The following is a 24,957-nucleotide window of genomic DNA, read 5'->3' as shown; positions in this document are numbered from 1 at the left end:
GGTCAGGTGAGCTCGAAGCCCTTGTAGTTGTCGGCAGCGACCTGGTCGCAGACGTCGCGGTAGTGCCCGACGCCGCCGAGGTAGAGGCTGAACACCCGCGGCTTGCCGGGGACGTTCGCGCCGACGTACCAGGAGTTGCCCTTCATGAAGAGGGTGGGCGCGGCCTTGTCGTAGACCTCCTGGGTCCACCGGTCCTGCGCGTCCTCGAGCGCCTCGGCCTTCGAGATGCCGTTCTCGAACTGGTACTGGACGAAGTCGGTGATCCACTCGACGTGCTGCTCGATGGAGATGAGCATGTTGCTCAGCACCGACGGGCTGCCGGCGCCGCCGACGACGTACATGTTCGGGAAGCCTGCGGTGCTCACACCGATGTAGGTGCGCGGGCCGTCGGCCCACGCGTCGGGCAGCCGCACGCCGTCGACGCCCTGGATGTCGATCGCGAAGAGCGGTCCGGTGAGGGCGTCGAAGCCGGTGGCGAGAACGAGCACGTCGAGCTCGTGGCGGGCGCCGCTCTCGAGGACGACGGCCGATCCCTCGATGCGGGCGATCGGGTCGGCGCCGACATCGACGAGCGAGACGTTGTCGCGGTTGAAGGTCTCGTAGTAGTCGATCTCGAGCACCAGGCGCTTCGAGCCGAACGGGTAGCCCTTCGGGCACAGCGCCTCGGCCGTCACCGGGTCCTTGACGAGCTCACGGATCCGCTGGCGGACGAACTCGCCGGCCTTCTCGGCTGCACGCTCGTCGGTGCGGAAGTCGCGGTACGCCGCGAGGATGTCCGGACCGCCGCGGTCCCAGAGGCGCTGCAGGTTCTCCTCCAGCGCTGCCGGGTCGACGTCCAGGGCGGACTCGGTGCCGATGTGGCGGTGCGTGCCGCCAGGGTGGTGCCGCGCGATCTCGCGGTACTCCTGGAAGCGGGACTTGAGGTCGGCGACGTACTCGGGGTCGAGCTCGTGGTTGCGCGCGGGGATCGCGTAGTGCGCGGTGCGCTGGAAGACCGAGAGGTGCGCAGCCTGCTTCGCGACCTGCGGCACGGTCTGCACGCCGGACGAGCCAGTGCCGATCACGCCGACGCGCTTGCCGGACAGCTCGACGCCCTCGCGCGGCCAGTCGCCGGTGTGTGCGAGCACGCCGGCGAAGTCCTCGATGCCCTCGATGGCCGGGAGCTGCGGGGTGGAGAGCTGGCCGCTGGCCATGATCACGTGGCGGGCGGCGATCCGGTCACCCTGGTCGGTGGCGACGCGCCACAGCGACGCCTCGTCGTCCCAGTGCATCTCGGTCACCCGGGTCTCGAAGGTGATGCCCGGGCGCAGGTCGAGGCGGTCGGCGACGAAGTTGATGTAGCGGAGGATCTCCGGCTGCGCGGGGTAGCGCTCGGTCCAGGTCCACTCCTGCACGATCGCGTCGTCGAACGAGTAGCAGTAGTCGACGCTCTCGATGTCGCAGCGCGCGCCCGGGTAGCGGTTGCGGTACCAGACGCCACCGAGGTCGTCGTCGCCCTCGATGACGTGGACGGTGCGGCCCAGGGTGCGGAGACGGTGGAGGCTGTAGAGGCCGGAGAAGCCGGCGCCGACGACCAGGACGTCCAGCTCGGACGGGGGTGTGGTGCGCATGGCACGATCCTTCCTAATCAATGCGTATGAATATTAGCATTGAGGTGGCGTGGGTCACAAGGGGTCTCGAGGGGTCAGTTGGTGTTCGCGATGTAGACGTCGCACTCGGCGTGGTGGGCCACCGCCGCGGCGACGCTGCCGAGGACCCGGGCGATGCCCTGCATGCGCGCGTTGCCGACGACGATCAGGTCGGCGGAGAGGCGCTCGGCCTCCGACAGCAGCGCGTCCGCGGGGCGGCCGAGCACGGCGGCGGAGGTGACGCTCGGGGCGATCGGGCGCAGCGACTCGGCGACCTGCTCGGCGATCGCGGCGGACTCCTGGGAGATCGCGATCTGCCGCGTCTCCCCGTCCGCGTCGACCTCGGCCGACTGCTCGCGGACGTAGGCGCACACCACGTGCAGCGTCGCGTCCGTCGCGGCGGCCAGCCGGGCGGCCTTCGTCGCAGCCTGCTCCGAGCGCGGGTTGCCGTCGACTCCGACGATGATGGTGGTGGTCATGGCGGGCTCCTTCGGTGGGCCGGTCAGCGGGTGCCGGCGGGGATGAGCTGGAGGGTGGGCAGGGCCGCCTCGTCCACGGTGGTGAGCTCCTCGGCGAGGGCGTAGGCCTGGCGGGTCGCGAACACGAGGCGGCGCGGCGCGTAGGCGTCACCGAGGACGTGCACGTTCGGCCGAGCGGTGCGCACCTCGTCGTACAGGGCGCTGTCGGAGACGCCGCCGCAGGCGATCACGACGGAGTCGTAGCCGCCGACGGTGCGCAACCTCTGCGAGTAGATGTGACGCAGCACGGCGCCGTCGGGGGTGACCTCCTCGAGCTTCTCGAGGAAGCGGAACTCCACGCCCGCCTCGTCGAGCCGGCCCAGGATCGAGCCGACGATGTAGCGGCCGAGCTGCACGGCGGCGTTCGGCGTGGAGTACGCCATCGTCACCTCGTGGCCGCGGGAGGCGAGCCGGTCGGCGAGCAGCAGGGGGGCGAGGTGGTCGTCCTCGACCACGACGAGCACGCGCTTGCCCGGCTCGGCGGCGCCGCTCATCACCTCGCGCGAGTCGAGCACCACGGGGAGGTCGATGCCGGGGACATCGGGGAGCCGGCTGTCGGCGCCGGTGGCGATTGCGACGACGGTGTCCTCGGGCAGGGCCAGCACGTCGGCGGCGGAGACCTCGGTCTCGAGGCGGACGTCGACGCCGAGCTGCTCGAGGCGGCGCACCTGCCAGTCGAGGTAGGCCGCCATCTGGTCCTGGTCGGGAGCGCCGAGGGCCAGGCGGAGCTGCCCGCCGAGCGTCGACGACCTCTCGATCAGGGTGACCGGGGCGCCGGCCTCGGCGCAGAGCGCGGCGAGCTCCATGCCGGCGGGGCCGCCGCCGACCACGGTCAGCGGGGCGCTCATCCGGCGGGCGCTCCACGGTCCCTCGGTCTCACGGCTGGTGTGCGGGTTGACCGCACAGCCGAACGGCAGGCCGTCGACGTAACGGCGGTTGATGCAGTCGTTGCCGCCGATGCACGGGCGGATGTCGGCGGTGCGGCCCTCGCGGGCCTTCACCAGCAGCTCGCCGTCGGCGACGTGCGCGCGGGCCATGCCGACGACGTCGGCGGCACCTTCGGCGATGAGGCGCTCGGCCACCTCGGGGGTGTTGATCCGTCCGGTGTGCACGATCGGCAGGCTGAGCTCGCTGCGGAACTGCGCGGAGATGTCCGCGAACCCGCCGGCGGGGAACCACATCGGCTGGATGTAGCTGGGGTTGCCCCACGGGCTGCCGGCGACCAGGTGCAGGTAGTCGACGAGGCCGGTGCCCTCGATGACCTTGGCGATCTCCAGCGCAGCCGCGGCGTCGAGGCCGTGCGGGTCCTCCTGGAGCATGTTAATCCGGACCCCGAACACCTTCTCCTTGCCGATGGCGCCGCGGACGGCGGTGAGGACCTCGACCAGGAAGCGGGTGCGGTTCTCCAGGCTGCCGCCGTACTGGTCCTCGCGGGCGTTGGTGAGCGGGGACAGGAACCACTCGTGCAGGTCGTCGTGGTTGGCGTGCAGCTCGATGATGTCGATGCCTGCGGTGGCGGCCTTGTCGGCCGACCAGGCGTACTCGTCGACGAACTGGCGGATCTCGTCGAGGTTCAGCACGTGCGGGGCGATGTTGCTGACCGGCGAGCTGTAGCGCGCCGACGGGCCGTGCGGGTGGCCGCCGATCATCGTGAGCTGCTGGGCCGCATAGGCGCCGACGGAGTGGATCGCGTCGACGTACGCGCTGACCCGCTCGTGGTAGACCGGCAGGCGGAACCAGCCCTTGGTCTCGGCGCTCATGCCGGTCGGCTCGAAGCCGGTGTGCAGCACGTTGGCGAGCCGGCCGGGCATGGTCGTCCACGACACGCCGGCCTCGGCGCGCGAGCGCAGGTAGGCGATCGCCTTCTCGGCGTCGGCGTCGGAGCCCCACAGGCTCCCGATGGCCGAGGAGTGCGGCGGCATGATGACGCGGTTGCGCAGCTCGATGGACCCGATCCGGAACGGCGTGAACAGGTGCTGGAAGCGGCCGTCGGCCTGGGGTGCGAGCTCGGTCATGGTGCCTGTCTCCTCGGTGAGTCTTGCTCCGGACATTAAGGCAAATCATCCGCATAGATCAAGAGACCTTCGGCCCACCCTGCCGGATGGGCCCGTGCATCCCGAGCCTCGAAGGGGGGTGTTCTGGACTTCGACCTCGCGTGACGATTGACACCAGAGAAATTCATAGTAATGATTACCCGCAGTTCCGGTGTGACGCCGACCACGGACCCCGTTCGCGGGGTCGTCCCGGGGAGTGGTCGGTACCGGCCGGGAGTGAACAGGACGTCCGGGGATGTCGGCGCCACGACGGTGCTCGACCAGGCCCCGGCTTCCCCACCTGAACCTGGAGACAACCATGCGCGTTTCGATCCGCCGGCCCAAGCCGGCCAAGCTCATCGCGGCGGCCTCGCTGCTGTCGCTCACGGCGACGCTCGCCGCCTGCGCCGAGGAGGGCGGCGCCGCCAGCGGTGGCGGCGAGTCCGTGGCGTACGGCGCCACCAAGGAGGAGTTCCAGGCGGCCCTCGAGGACATGTCGCCGGTGACCCTCGTCATGCAGAGCACCGCCCCGAAGGGCGCGCCGACCGGCCGCCGCTTCGAGGAGTACGCCGCCGCTGTCGAGGACTGGTCCGGCGGCAAGATCACGATGGACATCGCGTTCTCCAACTCGATCGCCCCGCAGGACCAGGTCGACGACGCCATCGCCGACAGCCGCATCGACGTCGGCTCGGTCATGGCCTCGCTCGAGCCCGACAAGTTCGCGGCCATGAACGACCTCATGAACCTCACCTTCCTCGGTCGCCAGGGCCCCGTGGACGGCGTCCTGCAGTTCCACGGTGCCATGGAGGAGGCCGCGCTCAACTCCGAGGAGATCACCAAGGAGTACGCCGACAACGGCATCAAGCTCCTGCTCCCGATCTTCTCCAGCGGTCCGGCGATCGTGGCCTGCACCGAGCCGATCACCGGCAAGGACTCGCTCAAGGGCCGCATCGCGGCGACCTCGAGCCGCCTCCAGGTCGAGCAGGCCGAGGCGCTCGGCATGTCGACGGCCACCGCCAACTACACCGAGCTGTTCGAGGCCCTCGAGCGCGGCGTCGTCGACTGCGTGTTCTCGACGCTCGCGACCTCGCACCTGAGCGGCTTCATCCCGGCCGCGCCGTACTTCGCCATCGACATGGAGACCGGCTTCGGCAACGCCGGAGGCGCCATCTCGATCAGCAAGGCCCGCTGGGACGAGCTCCCGCTGGCTGCCCAGCAGCTGCTCTTCGACCGCGTCGACGTCCTGCTCGAGGCCAACATCCGCGGCATCTGGGACAACATGACCGCCGCGCTCGGCGAGATCGAGAAGGCGAAGGGCTCGATCGTCGGCCTCGACGAGGCCTCGGTCGCCGCGATCAAGAAGATCAATGATGAGGAGCTGTCCGACGTCGCGAGCAGCAAGTCGCTCGAGGACGGCGAGGCGTTCGTGAAGGGCCTGCAGGAGGACGTCGAGGCGTGGGGCCCCTACGTGGACGGGCTCGAGCAGACGACCGACATCACCTACGACAACTTCCTGACCGACTTCAACCCTGCGGACTTCGACCTGAAGCCCTACATGGAGCTGCTGTGGGAGAAGGTCTTCCTCTCCCACCGGCCCGCCTGAGGCTGAACGACGCCGTGGCCGGCGCGCCCCTGCGGGGGCGTGCCGGCCGCTGGCGTGGAACAGGGTCCCGGATCTCCCGGGACTCGGTCAGGAGATCATGGACGACGATGGCCGGGGAGGGCTTGAGATGAAGGCGTGGCAGTTCACGGGACCGGGGGAGCCGCTGGTCCTGGCAGAGGTTCCTGTCCCGGAGCCCGGCGCCGGCGAGGTGCTGGTCGAGATCCGTGCGGCCGGGCTGTGCCACACCGACGTCGGGATCCTCGACGACCCGGGCTGGCTCTCCCAGCTCGCCCCGCGGCCGCTCACCCTCGGCCACGAGGTCGCGGGTGTCGTGGTGGCGCTGGGCGAGGGCGTCGAGGACGTCGCCCTCGGCGCGCGGGTCGGCATCTCGCCCGCCGGGCGGACCCGTCCCGGCCTGGGGCAGGGCGGCGGCTACGCGTCGCACTGCCTGGCCTTCCCCGAGGACCTCATCCCGATCCCCGACGGCGTGGGCTTCGCCCAGGCCGCCGCCGGTACGGACGCCGGCAAGACCGCCCGCCACGCCGTCGGCTGCCGCGGTCAGGTCGAGGCAGGGCAGAAGGTGGCGGTCATCGGACTCGGCGGAATCGGCCAGGTCGCGACCCGGCTCGCCGTGCTGCGAGGCGCCGACGTCGTGGTCGCCGAGCCGCGCGAGGACCTCTGGCCGATCGCGAAGGAGCTCGGTGCTGCGCGGGTGGTGGGCTCGCTCGCCGAGGTCGAGGAGTCCAGCCTCGACACGGTCATCGACCTCGCCGGGGTCGGTGTCACCACGAACCAGGCCATCTCTGCTGTCCGCAAGGGCGGTCGCGTGGTCCAGGTCGGCATGGCCCGCCTCGAGGCGACCATCTCCACGCGCGACCTGATCGTCAAGCAGGTCGACCTGCTCGGCTCCAGCGGCGGCAGCACCGCCGACATCGCCGACGTCTACGGCCTGATGGCCACCGGCGACCTCGACCCGATCCTCCCCACCATCGGCTTCGACGACATCCCGGATGGCCTCGACCGGCTGCGCCGCGGTGAGGTCGTCGGCCGCCTGGTCGCCGTCTACGGCAGCTGATCAGCCAGCCCCTACAGGCTATTGCTAATCATGGTTATCCTTGTTAGCGTGTGTGAGCGCGCTCACCCGAAGGCCCTGCTCACCGCTGCCGGGAGCCTCGTGCCCGGGCGCAGCGCCTGAGACGAGAGAGGTCCCCATGAAGCCCAACGCGTCGCTCGCGACCCGCGTCTTCACGGCCGTGGTCGAGATCCCGGCCGTCATCGTCATCTTCGTGATGATGGTGCACGTCACGGCGAACGCCCTGATGCGCACCTACCTCGACCACCCGCTCAAGTACACGCTGGAGATCGTCCAGTACTGGTACCTGCCGATCCTCGCCCTGCTCGGCTTCGTCGCCGCCCAGGCCCGCGGCCAGCACATCGCGACCGACCTCGTGTACGCGCGGCTCCCGCGACCCTTCCAGCGGATCGTGCTCTTCGTCGTCTTCGGCGTCAGCGCGGTCATCATCGCCGGCTGCGCCTGGTTCGGCTGGGGCGAGGCGCAGGAGGCCCAGCGGCTGAACCTGCACGCCGGCGTGAGCACGGTGCCGTCGTGGCAGGTCTACTACCTGGTCCCGGTCGTCTTCGGGATCCTCGCCGTCCAGCTGGCGTTCGCCGCGATCCGTGGCCTGGCCGGTCACGGGCTGGAGATGGAGGAGGTCGAGCCCGAGGACGCCATCGTCCTCGCCGACCTCGAGCGCGACCACGCCGAGGAGGCGACCCGATGACTGTCAGCAACGACTCCACCGCCACCCTCGACCACGCCGAGGAGCCCACCTCGCCGACGGGTGGTGGCGCCGGCTCGACCGACGCCGCCGTGATCGCACCGGGGCGGTCGTCCCGCAAGGCCTGGGTCCTTGCGATCGCGATCGCCGTCGTCGTGGTCAGCGCCGTGGTGATGCTGCTCCTGCCGCTCAAGCCGATGGTGCTCGGCGGAACCGCCTGCGTGCTCATGCTCGCGCTGCTGTTCCTGCGCATGCCCGTCGCCCTCGCGATGCTCGGGCCGAGCCTGCTCGGCCTGTACGCCCTGCGTGGCGAGATGGTCGTCGAGAGCCAGCTGGCCACCCTGCCCTACCTCACGGTCGCGAGCTGGACCCTCAGCGTCGTGCCGATGTTCATCCTGATGGGCCTCCTGCTGTGGAAGGCCGGGCTGACCGAGAGCCTCTACCGGGTGGGCAACCAGTGGCTGGGCTGGATGCCCGGTGGCCTGGCCGTCGGCACCAACATCGCCGGCGCCGGGCTGGCGGCCGTCAGCGGCTCGAGCGTCGGTACGACGTACGCGCTCGCCCGGATCGGCATCCCCGAGATGCTCAAGGCGGGCTACGACAAGCGCCTCGCCATCGGTGCGGTCATCGTCGCCGGCCTGCCCGGCCAGCTGATCCCGCCGAGCCTGATGCTGGTGATCTACGCCGGTGTCGCCGAGGTCCCGATCGGTCCGCAGCTGCTCGCCGGCATCGGCCCGGGCATCCTCGTCGCGGTCCTGTTCAGCATCATGATCATGCTGATGGCGCCGCGCTGGGCCGGCTCCGCCGAAGCCGCCGCGGCGCTGCGCCCGCGGGTGACCTGGGGCGAGCGCTTCCTCGGCCTCGCCAAGGTGTGGCCGATCCCGCTCATCATGCTGATCATCCTGGGTGGGACGTTCTCCGGCACGTTCACCGCGACCGAGGTCGGTGCCGTCGCCGCGCTCTGTGCGGTGGTCGTGACGATCCTGTGGAAGCGCCGGTCCAGCTTCTCCGCCATCAGGGAAGCCGCCATCGCGACCGTCAGCAGCGTCGGCGCGATCTTCCTCATGCTGATCGGTGTCGAGGCGCTTTCCCGGATGCTCGCCCTGACCGGCCTGACCGGTGCGTTCGCGGACATGATCGACTCGATGGGCCTGAACCGCGTCGAGTTCCTGCTCCTGATGACGGTCGTCTACATCGTGCTCGGCACCTTCATGGACCCGATCCCGATGCTCCTGCTGACCGTCCCGATCCTGATCCCGACCCTCAACGCGCTCGATATCGACCTCATGTGGTTCGGCGTCTTCGCGGTCTTCATGGGCGAGCTGGCGGTGGTCACGCCCCCGGTGGGGATTCTGGCCTTCATCATCCACTCGATCGTGAAGGACAAGGAGGTCAACCAGGGCCAGAAGATCTCGATGGGCGACGTCTTCAACGCCATCTGGTACTTCATGCCGATGGCCATCGTCACGGTCCTGATCCTGATCTTCTTCCCGCAGATCGCCACCACCATCCCCGAGATGTCGATGAAGTAGCGCCCGGGTCCAGACTGAGTTTCCGAGACGAGGAGAGAAGCACGTGACGACGTACGACCGGCCGCAGCTGTTCATCGGCGGCGAGTGGGTGGAACCCGAGTCGACCGAGGAGGTCGTGGTCAACAACCCCGCGACCGGCGAGGTCGTCGGCCGGGCCGCCCTGGGCGACTCCCGCGACCTGGCGAAGGCCGTGGACGCCGCGCGGCGGACCTTCGACCAGGGCGTGTGGCGCGACACCGACCCCAAGGAGCGCGGGGAGGTGCTGCGCCGGGCCTCCGAGCTGCTGCAGGAGCGCGCCGACGAGCTCGCCGTCGGCATCACCTCCGAGCTCGGCTGCCCGATCTGGTTCAGCCAGGCCGCGCACGTGCCGAACCCGATCCGACACACCGCCTACTACGGCGACCTGGCGTCCTCCTACGAGTTCGAGGAGGTGCGCACCGACGGCACCAACCGCAGCCTCGTCGTGCAGGAGCCGGTCGGCGTCGCCGCCGGCATCGTGCCGTGGAACGGGCCGCTGTCCGGGCCGAGCCTCAAGATCGCCCCGGCCCTGGCCGCCGGCTGCTCGATCGTGCTCAAGCCCGCCCCGGAGACGCCGTTCTCGGCGTACGCCTTCGCGGACGTGATGACCGAGGCCGGCCTGCCCAAGGGCGTCCTCAGCATCGTGCCCGCCGGGCGCGAGGCCGGCCAGTCGCTCGTCGACAACCCCGGCGTGGACAAGATCGCCTTCACCGGCAGCACGGCGGCGGGCAAGCAGATCGCCGCCTCCGCCGCTGCCCGCGTCGCGCGGGTCACCCTCGAACTGGGCGGCAAGTCCGCCGCGATCGTCCTCGACGACGCCGACCTCGACGCGACCATCGCGAAGCTGCTGCCGATGGCGCTCAACGTCAACGGCCAGATGTGCATCGCGCAGACCCGCGTCCTCGTGCCCGCCTCGCGCGAGAAGGAGGTGCTCGACGCCCTCTCCGCCGCACTCGAGAGCCAGGTCGTCGGCAACCCGCTCGACCCGTCCACGACGATCGGCCCGCTGATCAGCCAGCGCCAGCAGGAGCGGGTCCGCGGCTACATCTCCCTCGCCCGCGAGGAGGGTGCCCGGGTCGTCACCGGTGGCGAGCGGATCACGATGCCCTCCGAGCTCGCGAACGGCTGGTTCGTCCCGCCGACGCTGCTCGCCGACGTCAACAACGCGATGCGTGTGGCCCGCGAGGAGATCTTCGGGCCCGTGCTCGCGGTGATCCCCTACGGCTCGGAGGAGGAGGCCGTCGCGATCGCCAACGACTCGCCGTACGGCCTCTCCGGCTCGGTGTGGACCGCCGACGCGGACCGCGGTCTGGCGATCGCCCGGCGCATCCGCACCGGCATGGTGAGCGTCAACGGCTCGCCGCAGGCCTACGGGTCGCCGTTCGGCGGCTTCAAGGAGTCCGGCCTCGGCCGCGAGATGGGCCCCGAGGGCCTGCGCTCCTACCTCGAGGTCAAGTCGGTTGCCCTGGGCGCCTGAGCCTTCCGGTGGAGGGGCGCCTGTCGCCCCGGTGCGGTCCCCGACGCACAGGAGCCGCAGCGCGAGTCCCGCGCTGCGGCTCCTGTCGTTCGTGCGGGTCTGGTCAGGACCGGTTGCGCCAGGTGACGACCTCGTCGAGGAGCGTCGGGTGCTGCTTCGCGACGTACTTCAGGTAGTCCTGCATGTGCTCGGTCATCAGGCTCTCGGCGCGCACGCTGTCGCCGGCGAGGATCGCCTCGGCGACACCGACGTGGGAGGCGTGCACGTCGCGCTGCTTGTTCTTCGGGAAGTGCACGGCCTGGATCCGGTCGCGGAAGATCTCGGCCAGCGACTGGCACACGACGCTGACCAGGGTGTTCTCGCCCATCGCGATGACCGAGGCGTGGAAGTCGCCGGTGATGTGCAGGTAGGTCTCCACGTCCGCGGCGTCCGGGCCGGACTGCGCCAGGTCGAGGAGCTCGCGCGCGGCGTCGGAGCCCATCTGGCGCTCGGCGGCGAGGCGGGCGGCCATCGGCTCGAGGATCTGGCGGGCCTCGTTGACCTCGCGGTAGGTCACGCCGGCGAACTGGAAGAACAGCGACGCGACCCGGCCGAAGTCCTCCGGGGTGACGCTCTGGACGACCGGTCCGCCGCCGGGGCCGGGCTTGAGCGCGATCAGCCCGCAGGTCTCGAGCACGCGCATCGCCTCGCGCAGCGTGCCGCGCCCGACGCCGTACTCCTCGAGCATGTCGGCCTCCTTGGGGAGCTGGTCCCCGAAGGAGAGGCCTTGCCGCCTGATGTCCTGGAGGACGGACTGGGCGACGCTGTTGGCGAGCTTGTCCTTGCGGGCGGTCCGGCGGGTGGGTGATCCCACGGTCGGGCTCATGGTCAGGCTCCTCGAAGGCAATAATGATTCACACCATTCTGCCTTGGTGTGGCCTTCATCATGTCGGGATCCGCCCGGCGAGTCGAGTTCCCTTCGCCACACGGCCCTGCTCTCGCGGTACGACGACCGGCCGGTCGGGCGCCTCGGGCCCGGGCGACTCAGGCCTGGACGGACTCGCCGGCCAGCTGGCGGAGCGCGCCCTTCCATGCCTCCACGACGGCGGACGTGCCGGCGCGCGGCGACAGGATGCCGCCGAGCCGCGAGCCCGTGAGCAGGTCGATGGTGAACTGCACGAGCATCGGCGCCCGGGGGTGGTCGGCGCCGGCGAGGCGGGTGACGCTGCGGTGCACGGTGCCGAAGATCCGCTCCTGCAGGGGAAGCAGGGCCTCGCGCAGGTCGGGGTCGGTGCGCGCGGCGACCCACAGGTCGAGCGCTGCGGAGAAGGGCGGCGACTGCAGCTCCTGCCAGATCAGGTCGACGACGTCGTCCCAGCTGGCGATGGGTGCCTCGCTGAGGCCCTCGGCCGCGGTCAGCACGCTGAGCCGCCGCTCGATGATGTCCTCGACGACGCCGGCCATGAGCGCGCTGCGGGTCGGGAAGTGGTGGAGGAGCGTGCCACGCGCGACCCCGGCGCGCTGCTGCACGTGGCCGACGGTCGTCGCGCTGTAGCCGCCCTCGAGCAGGGTCTCGTAGGCCGCCTCGAGCAGCCGGGCCCGGGTGGCGGCCGAGCGCTCCTGCTGGGTACGCCGGGGGGTCGCCATGGCCCGGACACTACCGTCCGACCGGACCGGAACGTGGCGTGCGGCACGCCCGCGGGACCTTGCGCGAACGGCCCGGACCGAGCATGCTTCAAGAAACAGTCCGATCAGACGGAAAGTTGCGCCGCATGCCCCGCTCTCGTTTCCTCGACAACGCCCGCACCCTCGCGCCCGTGCTGGGGAGCACCGCCCGCGCCGTGGCCGCCGACCTGGTCGCCCGCGTGCGCCCCGGCGCTGCGGCCCCGGAGTCCTCGGTGGACGTCCCCGCACCCACGGGCGTCGACGAGTACGCGCGCCACGTGCACGCCCAGCGCGCGATCCCGGCCAGCGTGGCCGACGTCGTCGAGCTCGTCACGGACCTCGACCGCGCCCACGAGTGGCTCACCCTGCACCTGTCCTGGCGCGGCGAGCGCCCGGCGCGGATCGAGACGGGCGCCGAGTTCACCCAGCAGATCAAGCTGATGGACATCCCGGCCCAGGCCCGCTGGACGGTCGCCCGTGCCGGTGAGGACGGCTTCGAGCTGCGCGGCACCGGCCCGATGGGCATCACCGTCGGCCTGTGGTGCACCGTCGTGCCCGACGGCACCGGCGCCGCCGTCCGCCTGGACGGAGCCCTCGACGGCTCGCCGGTCCGCGGCCCGGTCGGCCTCACCGCCGTCCGCAGCGTCGAGGTCGCCCTGTCCGAGTCGCTGGCTGCGATCGACGCCATCGTCGGCGGCAGCGCGACGCTGCGCGTCCCGGACGAGCCGGTCCTCCACGAGCGGACCGGCACCCTGCTCGACCCGACCACCCCGGTGCTCGTCGGTGTCGGCCAGCTCGTCCAGCGCACGCCCGACCTCGAGTCACCGCGCGAGCCCGTTGAGCTGTCGGTCGCCGCGCTGCGCTCCGCGGCCGAGGACGCGGGCGCCCGGATCGACCTGCTCGCCAGCGCCGACATGGTCTACGCCGTGCCGAGCGCGTCGTGGACCTACGGCAGCCAGGCCGGCCGGGTCGCCGAGCTCGTCGGTGCCACCGAGGCGCGCACGGTCCAGACCTCGCCGTACGGCGGCGACGGCGCCCAGCTCGCCGTCAACGACGCCGCGCAGCAGGTCGTCGACGGCCACGCCCAGGTCGTGCTCGTCAGCGGTGCCGAGGCCGGCGCCACCGTCGCCGCACTGCAGTCGAAGGGCCGCGAGCCCCAGTGGCAGCGCCAGGAGGAGGGCGCCGCCCCCGACCGGGTGATCGGCATCGACCGGCCCGCCAACAACTCGGCGGAGACCAGCGCGGGCATCGGTGCGCCGATCTTCGTCTACGCCCTGCTCGAGTCCGCGCTGCGCGGTGCTGCCGGCGCCGACGCCGACGAGCACCAGAAGCGGATCGCCGAGCTGTGGGCCCGGGCCAGCGAGGTTGCCGCGGGCAACCCCTACGCGTGGGACCCGACCGCTCGCTCTGCCGACGAGATCGGCAACCCCTCGCCCGACAACCGCCGGGTGAGCGACCCGTACACGAAGCTGATGTGCGCCAACCTCCAGGTCGACCTCGCCGCCGGTGTCATCGTCATGAGCGCGGCGGCGGCCCAGGCTGCGGGCGTCGACCAGGACAAGTGGGTCTTCCTGCACGCCGGTGCGTCCGCCACCGACGAGTGGTTCGTCTCCGAGCGCGCCGACCTCGCGTCGTCGCCGGCGATCAAGGCCGCGGCCGGCGCGGCCCTGGGCCACGCCGGGATCACCCCGGCCGACCTCGGCCCGGTCGACCTCTACTCGTGCTTCCCGGCCGCCGTGCAGCTCGGTGCCGCCGCGGTCGGCCTGCCCTGGGACGACCCGTCGCGACCGCTCAGCGTCACCGGTGGCCTCACCTTCGCCGGCGGCCCCGGCAACAGCTACGGCCTGCACGCCGTCGCGACGATGGTGCCGCAGCTGCGCGAGAACCCCGACGAGTACGGCCTGTCGAGCTCGCTCGGCTGGTACGCCACCAAGCACGCCCTCGGCGTCTACTCCGGCCGTCCGCCGGCCCAGCGCTTCGCCCACCTCAAGCCGGTCTTCGACCGCCCGCCGGCCCGCCCTGCGCTGACCGAGCTCGAGGGCACCGCGGTCGTCGAGGCCGTCACCGTGCCGTACCAGCGCTCCGGCGAGCCCGAGGCCGTCGTCGTCTCGGCCATCAAGCCGACCGGCGAGCGGGTGCTGCTGCGCCGCGAGGACCCGGCCGACATCGAGCTGCTCACCTCGACCGACCCGCTGCGCCGCGAGATCCGCATCGAGGCCGACCGGGTCGTCCTCGGCGCGGAGGACCGCCTCGAGCTGCCGCCCCCGCCCCCGGCCAAGGTCCGCACCGAGCGCGTCGACGACTCGATCCTCGTGGTCACCCTCGACCGGCCCAAGGTCAAGAACGCGATCGACCGGGACATGGCGCTCGCCCTCGAGCGTGCGGTCGACGACGCCGAGGCCGACGACACCGTGCGCGTCATCGTGCTGACCGGCGCTGACAACACCTTCTGCGCGGGCATGGACCTGGCGGGTGCGAACCGCGGCGAGGTCCCCGTGACCGACCGCCGCGGCCCGCTCGGGCTCACCGCCGAGCCGCCGGTCAAGCCGACCATCGCGGCGGTCGAGGGCCACGCCCTCGCCGGAGGCTTCGAGCTCGCGCTGTGCGCCGACCTCGTCGTCGCCGCGGAGAACTCGGAGTTCGGGTTGCCCGAGGCCAAGCGCGGCCTGCTCGCCGCCGCCGGTGGCCTGTGGCGTACGGCGGTGCGACTGCCGCGCGCCGTCGCGCTCGAGCTCGCGCTCGTCGCGGACGCCGTCCCCGCCACCCGCCTGGCCGAGCTCGGCCTGGTCAACCGCGTCGTCGCGCCGGGCACGGCTTTGGACGAGGCGCTCGACCTGGCCCGGCGGATCGCCGCCAACGCGCCGCTGTCGGTCAGCGTCGGCAAGCAGATCATCGACGCCGCGCCGACGTGGGGCCCGGAGGAGGGCTTCCAGAAGCAGTCCGAGATGGCCAGCCCCGTCGTGCTCTCCGACGACGCCCGCGAGGGTGTCGCCGCGTTCGCCGAGAAGCGCGCGCCCCGCTGGACCGGGCGCTGAGCCCGGACCACGTCGTACCCACCACGCACCCACCACGAAGGAACCCCCATGGACCTGTGGAACACCCCGGAGCGCGTCGCGCTGCGCGAGGCCGTCACGAAGTTCACCGAGAAGGAGATCGTCCCGAACCTCGCGCAGTGGGAGGACGACGGCGAGCTGCCCCGCGAGCTGAGCCTCGCCGCGGCCAAGGCCGGCTTCCTCGGCGTCGGCTTCTCCGAGGAGGTGGGCGGCGTCGGTGGTGACTCCATCGACACCGCCATCGTCACCGAGTCGATCATCCAGGCCGGCGGCAGCTCCGGCGTCATCGCGTCGCTGTTCACGCACGGCATCGCCGTCCCGCACATCGTCGACGCCGGCAACCCCGACCTCATCGACCGCTTCGTGCGCCCGGCCCTGGCCGGCGAGAAGATCGGCTCGCTGGGCGTCACCGAGCCCGGCGGCGGCAGCGACGTCGCCAACATCACCACCCGCGCGGTGCGCGACGGCGACCACTACGTCGTCAACGGAGCGAAGACCTTCATCACCTCCGGCGTGCGCGGTGACTTCGTCACCACCGCCGTCCGCACCGGCGACCCGGGCTTCGGAGGCATCAGCCTGCTGGTCATCGAGAAGGGCACGCCCGGCTTCGAGGTCGCCCGCCCGCTGCGCAAGACCGGCTGGCACTGCTCGGACACCGCGGAGCTCAGCTTCACCGACGTCCGCGTGCCGGTGGCGAACCTGGTCGGCGAGGAGAACGGCGGCTTCTTCCTGCTGATGAACCAGTTCGTCAACGAGCGCCTCGGCCTCGCCCTGCAGGGTTACGCCACCGCCCAGCGGGCGCTGGACCTCGCGGTGCGCTACGCCAAGGAGCGCGAGACCTTCGGCAAGCCGCTGGCCAGCCGCCAGGTCATCCGCCACAAGCTGGTGGAGATGCACCGTCGTACCGACGCGGCGCGGAAGGTGACGCGCGCCGCGCTGGAGAAGTCGCTCGAGAAGTCGGTCACCGACCCGGAGGTCATCCTCGACGCGCTGATGGCCAAGAACACCGCGGTCGAGGCCGTCGAGTTCGTCGTCAGCGAGTCGATGCAGATCCACGGCGGCATGGGCTACATGCGCGAGTCGGAGATCGACCGCCACTACCGCGACGCCCGGATCATCGGCATCGGCGGCGGCGCCACCGAGGTGCTGACCGACCTCGCCGCGAAGCTGCTCGGGTACTGAGCCCCGGCCCGGACGGCGGTGAGTGGGGCGCCGTCCGGGCCGGTCCGCCCCGGTGGCATGGCAGCCGCCATGACCTCCGGGGTCATCGACGCGACGACCCCGGGTGACTCACCCTCGTGGGACAGCCGTCCCCGAGGAGGAGCCATGACCGCACCCGCCGCCACCCTCGACCCCGTCGCCCGCCACTGGATCGAGGACGTCCTCGCCGCGTCGCCCATCGCCCGCCACCTCGGCGTCACCGTGCTCGACGCCGCCCCCGAGCGGGTGCGCCTCGGGCTGGCCTTCCGCGACGACCTGACCACGGTCCCCGGCGTCCTGCACGGCGGCGTGGTCGCCACCCTCGTCGACGTCGCCGGAGCGGCCGCCTCGGCCTCCGGCCTCACCTCCGCCGACGCCGAGGACGGCGCCAGCGGCGGCGCCACCACCCACCTCTCGCTCGCCTACCTCGCTGCGGCGTCCTCCGACCTGGTCGCCACAGCCACGGTCGTGCACCGCACCCGCTCCGGCACCCACAGCGAGGTCACCGTCCACGACGCCGACGACCGCCTCGTCGCCAGCGCGTCGGTCACCAGCCGGATCTTCCACCGCCCCGCCCCTCGTTGAGACGTCACCTGTGGCTGGTCGAGACGTCACCTGTGGCCTGTCGAGTCGTCACCTGTGGCTCGTTGACTGGTCACTTGTGGCTGGCCAGGCCGGAAGTGACGTCTCGACGGGCCGGAAGTGACCACTCGACGGGCCGAACTGACGTCTCGACAGGCCACAGGTGACGTCTCGACGAGCGGGGAGGGAGGGGTGCGAGGGGTGGGACGGTGACGGCGGTCACGGGTACGGCGGGTAGCCTCGCGACGTGCCCCAGATCGTCGTCCTCACCGGTGCCGGCATCTCCGCCGAAAGCGGGGTGCCGACGTTCCGCGACGAGGACGGTCTCTGGGAGGGGCACAGCATCGAGGACGTCGCGACGCCCGAGGGCTTCGACCGGGACCGCGCCACGGTGCAGCGGTTCTACGACGAGCGACGGGCCGCGCTGGCGCGCGTCGAGCCCAACCCGGCGCACGTCGCGCTGGCCGAGCTCGAGGAGACCCTCGGTGACGCCCTGCTCGTGGTGACCCAGAACATCGACGACCTGCACGAGCGGGCCGGCTCGAAGCGCGTGGTGCACATGCACGGCGAGCTGCTCAGGGCGCTGTGCCGCGCGTGCCAGCAGTCGGTCCCGTGGCAGGGCCCGCTGTCCGACGAGCCGCCGTGCCCCGGCTGCGGCGTCGCCGACCTGCGACCGGACGTGGTGTGGTTCGGCGAGGTGCCCTACGAGATGGACCGGATCGCCGACGCGCTGTCGGAGGCGACGCTGTTCGTCTCGATCGGCACCTCGGGTGCGGTCTACCCGGCCGCCGGCTTCGTCCAGCACGCCCGCCGCCACGGCGCGCGCACCCTGGAGCTCAACCTCGAGCCCAGCGAGGGCTCGCACTTCTTCCACGAGGCGCGGCACGGCCGCGCCGGCGACCTGGTGCCCGTGTGGGCCCGCGAGGTGCTCTGGCACTGAGCCCGGGGGCCGGGCCCCGGTCGTCTGCCGCCAAAACGCCCGTACGACGGGTGCTCGGCCGCTACCTTTCTGGTCATGCGCCGTCCTGCACTCTCGCTCGCCGTCCTGCCGCTGCTCGCCCTCGGCCTCGCCGCCTGCGGTGACGACGACAGCGGCTCGGACGGTGGTGGCTCGGGCACCGGCTCGAGCAGCACGCGCGACTACCGCGACACCCCGATCGACGAGATCGGTGAGGACGTCGAGGAGGCGATGGACAGCCTCGAGACCGTCCACCTCGCCGGCAACTTCATCGACGACGAGGGCCAGAAGATCCTCATGGACGTCACGGTGAGCCGGTCCGGCGACTGCGAGGGCTCCATGACGATCGAGGGCGTCGGGTCGATGGAGATCATCTCCGTCGGCGGTGCGTCCTACTTCAAGGCCGACGACGCGTTCTGGCAGAGCCAGGGCGGCGACCAGGCCTCGGTGATCACCGGCCTGATCGGGGACAAGTGGACCACCGACTCCACCGACCCCGAGGGCTTCGCGGAGCTGTGCGACCTCGACGAGCTGCTCTCCGAGCTCAGCTCCGACGACGTCGCGGGCGACGGCTCGAAGGTCACCGGCACGCAGGACGTCGGCGGCAAGGAGACCGTCACCGTGTCGTTCACCTCCGACGACGGCAACGCCGGCACCGCCTACGTCGCGGCCGACGACCCGCACTACCTGCTGCGCATGGACGTCCGCGAGGAGGGTGCGATGGGCTTCAGCCGCTTCGACGAGCCGCTCGACGTGCAGAAGCCCGCCGACGCCGAGATCTTCGACCTCGCCTCCCTGGGCTGAGCCTCCCCGGCCGAGCCTCCCTGGGCTGACCCTCAGCCCCGCGCGAGCTCCTCGTCCAGGATCGCCAGCAGCCGCTCGCGGTCCTCGGCGAGGCCGAGCGGCCCGAGCCAGTCGAGCACGGTCGCGCGGAAGAGCTGGCCGGACTGGATGACCCGCGGGTCGCAGTGCCCGCTCGACTCGAGCGTGACGACGCCGTACAGCGCGGACCAGGCGCGCATGTAGATCCACAACAGGCCGCGGTCCCCGGTCGGGATGTGGTCGGCCTTCGCCGGGATGAGCGGGTCGAGGACCGCCTCGCGGACGACGGGGTCGAGCTCGTCGAGCGCCGGGAAGGGGAACCGGCGCTGCTCCCAGATCGCCCAGAGCAGGTCGGTGAAGTAGTGCCCCGATGTCGAGAGCGTGAGCAGCTCGCGGCGCTGGGAGTCCGCCTCGGCGATGGGGTTGGCGAAGACCAGCGCGAACTCGCGCGGCTTGCGCAGCGCCCACCGGCGGAAGTGCACGCAGGCGACCGTCAGCCGGGCCGCCGGGTCGTCCTCCGGGAAGCGCTCCGCCGCGTGCGCCCACTGTGCCGTCGCGGCCTTGTCGAGCTCGAAGGCGACCAGGTCGACGAGCTGCTGGTAGCTGGCCACGTAGCGGTAGAGCGCCGGTGCGGTCATCCCCATCCGGGCGGCGACCGCACGCAGCGACAGGTCGGCACCCTCCTCGAGCAGCTGGGCCGACACGGTGACGATCTCGTCGTACGTCGCCTCCCGCTGCTTCTCGCGACGGGTGACGGGCGCGCGCAGGTGGCCCAACGGGACTCCTTCGACGGGGAGGAAAGCTCTTGACGGCTGGAGTTTACACCGTTTACCGTTAACGCTGTTAACGAAACTGACGGCCTTTCACCAAGCCGTCCGCCCCTGACGGAAGGACACGCCATGATCGAGCGATGGGGCGCCGTGGTCGTGCGGCGGGCGATCGTCGTGCTGCTGGTCGGCCTCGGCCTCGCCGCGGCGGCGATGGTCGCCGGCATCGGCCTCGAGGACGACCTCTCCGCCGGCGGGTTCGAGGACCCGGCCAGCGAGTCGGCCCGCGAGCTCGCGCTCGAGCGGGAGGCCTTCGGCAACCGGTCGATCGACGTGATCGTGATCTTCAGCGACGAGGACCGCACCGTCGACGACGCGGCCTTCCGGGCGGAGGTCCAGCGCACCCTCGCCGACGTCCCCGAGGAGGCGGTCACCTCCGTCGCGACCTGGTACGACGTGCAGGACCCCGCCATGGTCAGCCGCGACCGGCACGCGACCGCGGTCTACGTGTCCCTCGTCGGCGTGAGCCAGAACGACTTCAACGAGGCGTTCGCCGACCTGCGCCCGGTGGTCGAGGAGAGCTCGCTCGGCGTGGACCTCGCCGGTCCCTACGCCGTCTACAGCGACGTCAACGAGGAGACCAAGTCCGACCTGCTGCGCGCCGAGCTCGTCTCCGCGCCGATCGTGCTGCTGCTCTCGCTCATCATCTTCCGCAGCGTCGTCGCCGCGCTGATGCCGCTGCTCGTCGGGGTGGTGGCCGTGCTCGGTGCCCGCGCCGCGATCGCCGGGCTCAACCAGCTGACCGAGGTCTCGATCTTCGCGCCGAACATCATCACCCTCCTCGGCCTGGGCCTGGCGATCGACTACGCACTCTTCGTCGTCTCCCGCTTCCGCGAGGAGATCGCCCGCTCGCCCGAGGACACCCGCCGGGCGCTGGTCCGCACCATGGCGACCGCCGGGCGCACCGTCGCGTTCTCGGCGCTGACCGTCGCGGCGGCCATGAGCTCGCTGCTCGTCTTCCCGCAGACCTTCCTCAAGTCGATCGGGTACGGCGGCATCGCGGCCGTGCTCGTGGCGATGGTCGCGGCGCTCACGGTCCTGCCCGCCACGCTCGCGCTGCTGGGCACCCGCATCGACTCGGTGCGGATCCCGTTCCTGCAGCGCAGCCGCGCGGTCGAGACCGACCACGGTGCCTGGGCCCGCCTCGCCGCCGCCGTGATGCGCCGGCCGGTGCTGGTCGCCGGTGGCGTGGTGGTCGTGCTGCTCGTGGTCGCGGCCCCCTTCCTCGGCGTGAAGTGGGGCAGCGTCGACTACCGGGTGCTGCCGGCCGACACCCCGTCGCACCAGGCGTCCGAGCGGCTCAACACCGAGTTCGGCCCGGAGCGCTCGACCGCGAACGTGCTGGTCCGCGGCGCCGACGAGGCCGCCCTGGCGTCGTACACGCAGGACCTGCAGGCGGTGCCCGGCGTCGTGGACGTCCGGCCCGTCGAGCAGGCCGGCGACACCACGCTGCTGCGTGCGTCCTGGGAGGGCAACAGCCAGACCGGCGAGTCCCAGCAGGTCGTCCGTGACCTGCGTGCCGTCGACGGCCCGGCGGGCGCCGAGGCGTTCGTCGGCGGCCTGACGGCGGAGACCGTCGACCTCGCCGGGTCGGTCGGCGACCACCTGCCGCTGATGGGCCTGATCGTCGTCGGCGTGATGCTGGTCCTGCTGTTCCTGGCCTTCGGCTCGGTGGTGCTCCCGCTCAAGGCGGTCGCGATGAACGCCCTGTCGATCACCGCGTCCTTCGGCGTGGTCACCTGGATCTTCAGCGACGGCCACCTCGCCGACCTGCTCGGCTTCACGCCCCAGGGCTTCCTCGACCTGACGAACCCGATCGTGATGCTGGCCGTGCTCTTCGGCCTGTCGATGGACTACGAGGTCTTCCTGCTCTCGCGGGTGCGCGAGCAGTGGGACGCCACCGGCGACAACGACCTCGCCGTGCAGACCGGGGTGCAGAAGACCGGCCGGATCATCACGAGTGCCGCCCTGCTCCTGGGCGTCGTGATCGGCGCGTTCAGCCTCAGCGGCGTGGTGTTCATGAAGATGCTCGGCCTCGGGATGCTGGTCGCCCTCCTGGTCGACGCCACCGTCGTGCGGGCCCTGCTGGTGCCCGCGACGATGAAGCTGCTGGGCCGCTGGAACTGGTGGGCGCCCGCACCGATGGCCCGCTGGTGGGAGCGCCACGGCTTCCGCGAGGAGGAGGCCGAGCGGCCCGCCGAGCCGGAGCGGGTCCCGGCCGGCGCCTGAGTGACGCCCGGCGGCCCCGCAACCCACGGAACCGTGCAATCCGCGAATTCCGCACTGCGGGGCCCGCCGGAGTCCCCATACTTCTCCTGTGGGGTCCCTGATCCGTGTCGGAGCGCTCGACAACCACCCGGTCGTGCTGGCCGGGGTGGGGGCGGCGCTTGCCCAGACGGCGCCGGACCTCGAGCTGGTCGCCATCGCCGACTCGCTCGACGACCTGCTCGCCGCGGCCCCTGACGGGCTCGACGTCGTGCTGCTCGACCTGCACATGCCCGAGCAGCCGCCGGCCGAGGAGACCGTCGCCCGGCTCGTCGCGCTCGGCATCACCGTGCTGCTCTTCACCGCCGAGGAGAAGCCGGTCCCGGTGCGCCGCGCGATCGCCGCTGGCGCGGCAGGACTGGTCCTCAAGGTCGACCCCGCCGAGCGGATCGCGCAGTCGATCCGCGACGCCCTCGCCGGGGAGCTCGCCTGCTCCGGCCAGGTCGCGGCGGCGCTGCTCACCGACGCCTCGCTGGCGACCCGGCTCTCGGAGCGCCAGATCGAGATCCTGAAGGCCGTGAGCACCGGCCTGCCCTACCGGCTGGTCGCGCGCCAGCTCGGCATCAGCGAGGTCACCGTCCGCGAGCACCTCTCGCGCGCTGCGCGCGCCTACCGCGAGGGTGGCGTCGACATCGGCAACGTGCACGGGCTGATCAGCCGCGCCCGCGCCGACGGTCACCTCGAGGAGTAACCCGCCCCGACGCCCGCGGCGGCCAGCGGCCCGCGCCGGATCAGCGTGGCCAGGTCCGGCGGACCGGTGATCAGGCAGACCTCCTCGTCCGCGTCGACCGACCACGCCACGGGCAGCTGGCGGGGGAGGCGTTCGACCACCTCGGCCGGCGGCCCCGGCATGACCACGACCATGGCCTCGTCCCCGGTGCCGGACACCGTCACGTGGTCGGGCCCGAAGCGGCGCACCGTCCCGAGCGCCGTGGCGAGCGTGCGGGTCGCCGGAGGCGGCTCCGGCATGATCGTGTCGACCTGTGCGCCGGTACGACGAAGGGCGTCCAGCTCGGCGCGCATGGCCTCGTGCTCGGGACCGGGGAGGTAGAGGCAGTCGCGCACCGCCTGCGCGAGCAGGGCGGGTCCCGGGCCCGGCTCGGCGGTGCCGTCGGCGACGCTGCGCAGGGCCTGGACGACCGGGCGCAGGGTCGGCCCGAGCGCGACGCGGACCGCCTTCGCCCAGGCGACGGACTCGCTCGCCGCGGGCTGCGTGAGCACGCGACCGGCACGGCGGCAGACCGCGACGATCACGGCGACGAAGAGCGCGCTGAGCGGCTGCACGAAGAGCAGGTGCGGCAGGTCCGCCAGCGGCACGCCGGCCTCGGTCGCCAGGAGCGCGACCACCACGCCGTTCGGCACGAGCAGGGCCACCACGGTGCGCACCGACACGACCCACGCGGCGGCGAGCACGGGCAGCGCGGAGAACTCGATCATCCACGACTCGGCGCCGCCGATCCCCTCCGGGGAGACGGTCGGCAGCACCACGGCGAGCACGCCGGCGGGCAGGGCGGCGACCGCGAGCAGCACCAGGGGGTGCAGCGGGCCACGGCTGATCGCCTGGGTCAGGAGCAACGTCGTCGCGGCGATGACCGCCGCGCCGCCGTACGACCACGGCTGGAGCGGGGTGTCGAGGGTGAGCAGGGCGGCCGTCGCGAGGTAGCCACAGGCGAGGACCAGGCAGGCCTGCCGGGCGACGCGACCGGGGTCGCTGACGGCCGCGCGGATGAGCCGGTCGTGGTCGGGTGCGAGGCCGAGCAGGCGCGACAGCAGGCGCCCACGCCAGGCCAGCTCGACGACGGTACCGCCGCCCTCCCGCGCGGAGACGGTCGCGGTGCCGCCGACGGACTCGAGGCGGCCGGTGATCGCGACCCGGATCCCCACGCCCTGCCGTCCGGAGAAGCCCTTGCCCTCGTCCTCGATCCGGACCCGGATCGCGGTCGGGCGGCGCACCACCGTGACCGTCGCCCGGCGCTGCCCGCTGTGGCGCAGCACGTTGCGCATCGCCTCGACCGCGGCACCGACGACCGCCTCGCGCACGGCCTCGGGCAGGTGGGTCCGCGGGCCGCGGACCACGAGCTCGACGTCGACCAGTTCGCGGGCAGCGGCGTTGCGCAGCGCCGTGACCACGTCGCCGGCGTCCTCGCCGTGCGCCGGGCCCGCGAGCCGCGACAGCGCTGCGCCCGCCGCCGTCCGGGTCTCCGGGGCGTGCGGCAGGCTGCCGACCGCGAGCAGCGTCGGCACCAGGTCGTCGTGGAGGAAGGCCGTGGTCTCGACCTCGGCTGCGGAGAGGTGGGCGCGGTGCGCCTCGCGGTGGCTGGCGATCAGCGCCTCGGCGCGGGCGGACGCCCGGCGCATCTGCGTGACCAGGTAGAGCGCGCCGAACGCGGTGCCGCAGACCAGCACCGCCTCCTGGAGGCCGTAGTGCAGGCCGTCCGAGCCGCCCGCGTCCCAGCGCAGCGCGACGAACAGCCCGCCGAGGAGCAGGATCGGGAGCACCGGGCGCCGGTGGTGCACGGCGATCACGAGCAGCATCGGCTCGACCAGGTGGACGACCGGGGAGTCGGCCGCGCCGGAGAGCGGGACCGTCTCGTGCGGCATCGTGGCGCCGACGACCATGGCGAGGGTGCAGGAGAGCACGTCGAGGTTCGACGGGCCCGGCCCGAGGCAGCGCAGCGCCGCCGTACCGACGCACAGGATGATCAGCGCGGCCGACGCGAGCTCCACCGCGTCCCAGCTCTCCTGGGTGGCGAGCTGCGCGCCGAACACCAGCGTCTTGCAGAGGATGACCAGGCCGATCGACAGGTGCAGGCCGCGCTCGACCGAGGCGCCGAAAGAGCGCCCGGACAGGCGGTGCGCGCCCACGCCACGGAGGTCCCCCACCTGATCGAGGTTAGGACGATTTGCGTCCCCGCGCCGGGGTTCCGCGCGACTGGTGTCCTCCGATCCGCGGGTTCCGCGCGCCCGGTGCCGCGCGGGAGGATGTCCGGCTGGACCGCGCCGTGGGGGAGTGGTCCGT

At 72.1% G+C, this 24,957-nt stretch carries 19 protein-coding genes; 12 read left to right on the top strand and 7 right to left on the bottom strand.

Annotated features, from left to right (window positions below):
• Nucleotides 1-2: 2 nt before the first annotated feature.
• The 3 genes from NOCJ54_RS0104650 to NOCJ54_RS23860 all read right to left on the bottom strand — a co-directional run bounded on the left by NOCJ54_RS0104650 (nucleotide 3) and on the right by NOCJ54_RS23860 (nucleotide 4,161).
• Nucleotides 3-1,610 (bottom strand): flavin-containing monooxygenase, encoded by a 1,608-nt coding sequence (locus tag NOCJ54_RS0104650; protein WP_028654555.1) that lies wholly within the window; start codon nucleotides 1,608-1,610, stop codon nucleotides 3-5.
• A 74-nt stretch (nucleotides 1,611-1,684) separates the two neighbouring features.
• Nucleotides 1,685-2,107, bottom strand: a complete 423-nt coding sequence (locus NOCJ54_RS0104645) for a universal stress protein (RefSeq protein ID WP_028654554.1) — start codon at nucleotides 2,105-2,107, stop codon at nucleotides 1,685-1,687.
• 23 nt (nucleotides 2,108-2,130) lie between these two features.
• Nucleotides 2,131-4,161, bottom strand: coding sequence for an oxidoreductase (locus NOCJ54_RS23860; RefSeq protein ID WP_051485476.1), 2,031 nt, complete (start codon nucleotides 4,159-4,161; stop codon nucleotides 2,131-2,133).
• Between the two features lie 337 nt (nucleotides 4,162-4,498).
• Here NOCJ54_RS23860 and dctP point away from each other — a divergent pair, with 337 nt between their 5' ends.
• The 5 genes from dctP to NOCJ54_RS28040 all read left to right on the top strand — a co-directional run bounded on the left by dctP (nucleotide 4,499) and on the right by NOCJ54_RS28040 (nucleotide 10,587).
• A complete protein-coding gene (dctP, locus tag NOCJ54_RS0104635) occupies nucleotides 4,499-5,782 on the top strand; it encodes a TRAP transporter substrate-binding protein DctP (protein ID WP_051485475.1) in 1,284 nt (427 codons plus the stop codon).
• 127 nt (nucleotides 5,783-5,909) lie between these two features.
• Nucleotides 5,910-6,857 (top strand): zinc-binding dehydrogenase, encoded by a 948-nt coding sequence (locus tag NOCJ54_RS0104630; RefSeq protein WP_028654552.1) that lies wholly within the window; start codon nucleotides 5,910-5,912, stop codon nucleotides 6,855-6,857.
• Nucleotides 6,858-6,993: 136 nt separating this feature from the next.
• Nucleotides 6,994-7,563 (top strand): TRAP transporter small permease, encoded by a 570-nt coding sequence (locus NOCJ54_RS23855; protein ID WP_051485474.1) that lies wholly within the window; start codon nucleotides 6,994-6,996, stop codon nucleotides 7,561-7,563.
• Nucleotides 7,560-9,092: a TRAP transporter large permease gene (locus NOCJ54_RS0104620; RefSeq protein WP_028654551.1), complete on the top strand. Its 1,533-nt coding sequence runs from the start codon at nucleotides 7,560-7,562 to the stop codon at nucleotides 9,090-9,092. Before NOCJ54_RS23855 ends, NOCJ54_RS0104620 begins: the two co-directional genes overlap by 4 nt.
• A 43-nt stretch (nucleotides 9,093-9,135) precedes the next feature.
• Nucleotides 9,136-10,587: an aldehyde dehydrogenase gene (locus NOCJ54_RS28040; RefSeq protein ID WP_028654550.1), complete on the top strand. Its 1,452-nt coding sequence runs from the start codon at nucleotides 9,136-9,138 to the stop codon at nucleotides 10,585-10,587.
• A gap of 103 nt (nucleotides 10,588-10,690) precedes the next feature.
• Here the strand turns inward: NOCJ54_RS28040 and NOCJ54_RS0104610 are convergent, their stop codons facing one another.
• Both NOCJ54_RS0104610 and NOCJ54_RS23845 read right to left on the bottom strand, forming a co-directional pair.
• Nucleotides 10,691-11,452 (bottom strand): FadR/GntR family transcriptional regulator, encoded by a 762-nt coding sequence (locus NOCJ54_RS0104610; RefSeq protein WP_051485473.1) that lies wholly within the window; start codon nucleotides 11,450-11,452, stop codon nucleotides 10,691-10,693.
• Between the two features lie 158 nt (nucleotides 11,453-11,610).
• Nucleotides 11,611-12,213: a TetR/AcrR family transcriptional regulator gene (locus NOCJ54_RS23845; protein ID WP_036516801.1), complete on the bottom strand. Its 603-nt coding sequence runs from the start codon at nucleotides 12,211-12,213 to the stop codon at nucleotides 11,611-11,613.
• 125 nt (nucleotides 12,214-12,338) lie between these two features.
• Between NOCJ54_RS23845 and NOCJ54_RS0104600 the strand changes: the two genes are divergently transcribed.
• The 5 genes from NOCJ54_RS0104600 to NOCJ54_RS0104580 all read left to right on the top strand — a co-directional run bounded on the left by NOCJ54_RS0104600 (nucleotide 12,339) and on the right by NOCJ54_RS0104580 (nucleotide 18,828).
• Nucleotides 12,339-15,266 (top strand): type II toxin-antitoxin system Rv0910 family toxin, encoded by a 2,928-nt coding sequence (locus NOCJ54_RS0104600; RefSeq protein ID WP_084254909.1) that lies wholly within the window; start codon nucleotides 12,339-12,341, stop codon nucleotides 15,264-15,266.
• A 48-nt stretch (nucleotides 15,267-15,314) separates the two neighbouring features.
• A complete protein-coding gene (locus NOCJ54_RS0104595) occupies nucleotides 15,315-16,466 on the top strand; it encodes an acyl-CoA dehydrogenase family protein (protein WP_036516798.1) in 1,152 nt (383 codons plus the stop codon).
• A gap of 144 nt (nucleotides 16,467-16,610) precedes the next feature.
• Complete coding sequence (locus NOCJ54_RS0104590) at nucleotides 16,611-17,069, top strand: PaaI family thioesterase (RefSeq protein WP_028654546.1); 459 nt, start codon at nucleotides 16,611-16,613, stop codon at nucleotides 17,067-17,069.
• Between the two features lie 244 nt (nucleotides 17,070-17,313).
• On the top strand, nucleotides 17,314-18,006 hold the full coding sequence (locus tag NOCJ54_RS0104585) for an NAD-dependent deacylase (RefSeq protein WP_028654545.1): 693 nt from the start codon (nucleotides 17,314-17,316) through the stop codon (nucleotides 18,004-18,006).
• 75 nt (nucleotides 18,007-18,081) lie between these two features.
• A complete protein-coding gene (locus NOCJ54_RS0104580; protein WP_028654544.1) occupies nucleotides 18,082-18,828 on the top strand; it encodes a hypothetical protein in 747 nt (248 codons plus the stop codon).
• Nucleotides 18,829-18,860: 32 nt separating this feature from the next.
• Here NOCJ54_RS0104580 and NOCJ54_RS0104575 read toward each other — a convergent pair whose 3' ends face one another.
• The gene (locus NOCJ54_RS0104575; protein WP_028654543.1) at nucleotides 18,861-19,622 is read right to left on the bottom strand and encodes a TetR/AcrR family transcriptional regulator; all 762 of its coding nucleotides are present in this window, start codon (nucleotides 19,620-19,622) and stop codon (nucleotides 18,861-18,863) included.
• 123 nt (nucleotides 19,623-19,745) lie between these two features.
• Between NOCJ54_RS0104575 and NOCJ54_RS0104570 the strand changes: the two genes are divergently transcribed.
• Together NOCJ54_RS0104570 and NOCJ54_RS0104565 are read left to right on the top strand one after the other, a co-directional pair.
• The gene (locus NOCJ54_RS0104570; protein ID WP_028654542.1) at nucleotides 19,746-21,902 is read left to right on the top strand and encodes an MMPL family transporter; all 2,157 of its coding nucleotides are present in this window, start codon (nucleotides 19,746-19,748) and stop codon (nucleotides 21,900-21,902) included.
• Between the two features lie 88 nt (nucleotides 21,903-21,990).
• Nucleotides 21,991-22,629: a LuxR C-terminal-related transcriptional regulator gene (locus NOCJ54_RS0104565; RefSeq protein WP_028654541.1), complete on the top strand. Its 639-nt coding sequence runs from the start codon at nucleotides 21,991-21,993 to the stop codon at nucleotides 22,627-22,629.
• Here NOCJ54_RS0104565 and NOCJ54_RS23840 read toward each other — a convergent pair.
• Nucleotides 22,614-24,821 carry an ATP-binding protein gene (locus NOCJ54_RS23840; RefSeq protein ID WP_157514789.1) on the bottom strand — a complete coding sequence of 736 codons (2,208 nt, stop codon included), beginning with the start codon at nucleotides 24,819-24,821 and terminating at the stop codon, nucleotides 22,614-22,616. The two genes, NOCJ54_RS0104565 and NOCJ54_RS23840, sit on opposite strands and share 16 nt — an antisense overlap.
• Between the last annotated feature and the right edge of the window lie 136 nt (nucleotides 24,822-24,957).

The sequence above is a fragment of the Nocardioides sp. J54 genome, assembly GCF_000519005.1.
Lineage (GTDB): Bacteria > Actinomycetota > Actinomycetes > Propionibacteriales > Nocardioidaceae > Nocardioides.
This window is presented reverse-complemented; position numbering and strand designations above follow the sequence as displayed.

Excerpts from the sequence above, each read along its gene's own strand:
- NOCJ54_RS23855 (WP_051485474.1), top strand. The coding sequence starts at position 6,994 with ATGAAGCCCAACGCGTCGCTCGCGACCCGCGTCTTCACGGCCGTGGTC.
- NOCJ54_RS0104570 (WP_028654542.1), top strand. The coding sequence starts at position 19,746 with ATGATCGAGCGATGGGGCGCCGTGGTCGTGCGGCGGGCGATCGTCGTG.
- NOCJ54_RS0104650 (WP_028654555.1), bottom strand. The coding sequence starts at position 1,610 with ATGCGCACCACACCCCCGTCCGAGCTGGACGTCCTGGTCGTCGGCGCC.
- NOCJ54_RS0104600 (WP_084254909.1), top strand. The coding sequence starts at position 12,339 with ATGCCCCGCTCTCGTTTCCTCGACAACGCCCGCACCCTCGCGCCCGTG.
- NOCJ54_RS0104645 (WP_028654554.1), bottom strand. The coding sequence starts at position 2,107 with ATGACCACCACCATCATCGTCGGAGTCGACGGCAACCCGCGCTCGGAG.
- NOCJ54_RS0104610 (WP_051485473.1), bottom strand. The coding sequence starts at position 11,452 with ATGAGCCCGACCGTGGGATCACCCACCCGCCGGACCGCCCGCAAGGAC.
- NOCJ54_RS0104630 (WP_028654552.1), top strand. The coding sequence starts at position 5,910 with ATGAAGGCGTGGCAGTTCACGGGACCGGGGGAGCCGCTGGTCCTGGCA.
- NOCJ54_RS0104580 (WP_028654544.1), top strand. The coding sequence starts at position 18,082 with ATGCGCCGTCCTGCACTCTCGCTCGCCGTCCTGCCGCTGCTCGCCCTC.
- NOCJ54_RS0104595 (WP_036516798.1), top strand. The coding sequence starts at position 15,315 with ATGGACCTGTGGAACACCCCGGAGCGCGTCGCGCTGCGCGAGGCCGTC.
- NOCJ54_RS23860 (WP_051485476.1), bottom strand. The coding sequence starts at position 4,161 with ATGACCGAGCTCGCACCCCAGGCCGACGGCCGCTTCCAGCACCTGTTC.
- NOCJ54_RS0104590 (WP_028654546.1), top strand. The coding sequence starts at position 16,611 with ATGACCGCACCCGCCGCCACCCTCGACCCCGTCGCCCGCCACTGGATC.
- NOCJ54_RS0104620 (WP_028654551.1), top strand. The coding sequence starts at position 7,560 with ATGACTGTCAGCAACGACTCCACCGCCACCCTCGACCACGCCGAGGAG.
- NOCJ54_RS23845 (WP_036516801.1), bottom strand. The coding sequence starts at position 12,213 with ATGGCGACCCCCCGGCGTACCCAGCAGGAGCGCTCGGCCGCCACCCGG.
- dctP (WP_051485475.1), top strand. The coding sequence starts at position 4,499 with ATGCGCGTTTCGATCCGCCGGCCCAAGCCGGCCAAGCTCATCGCGGCG.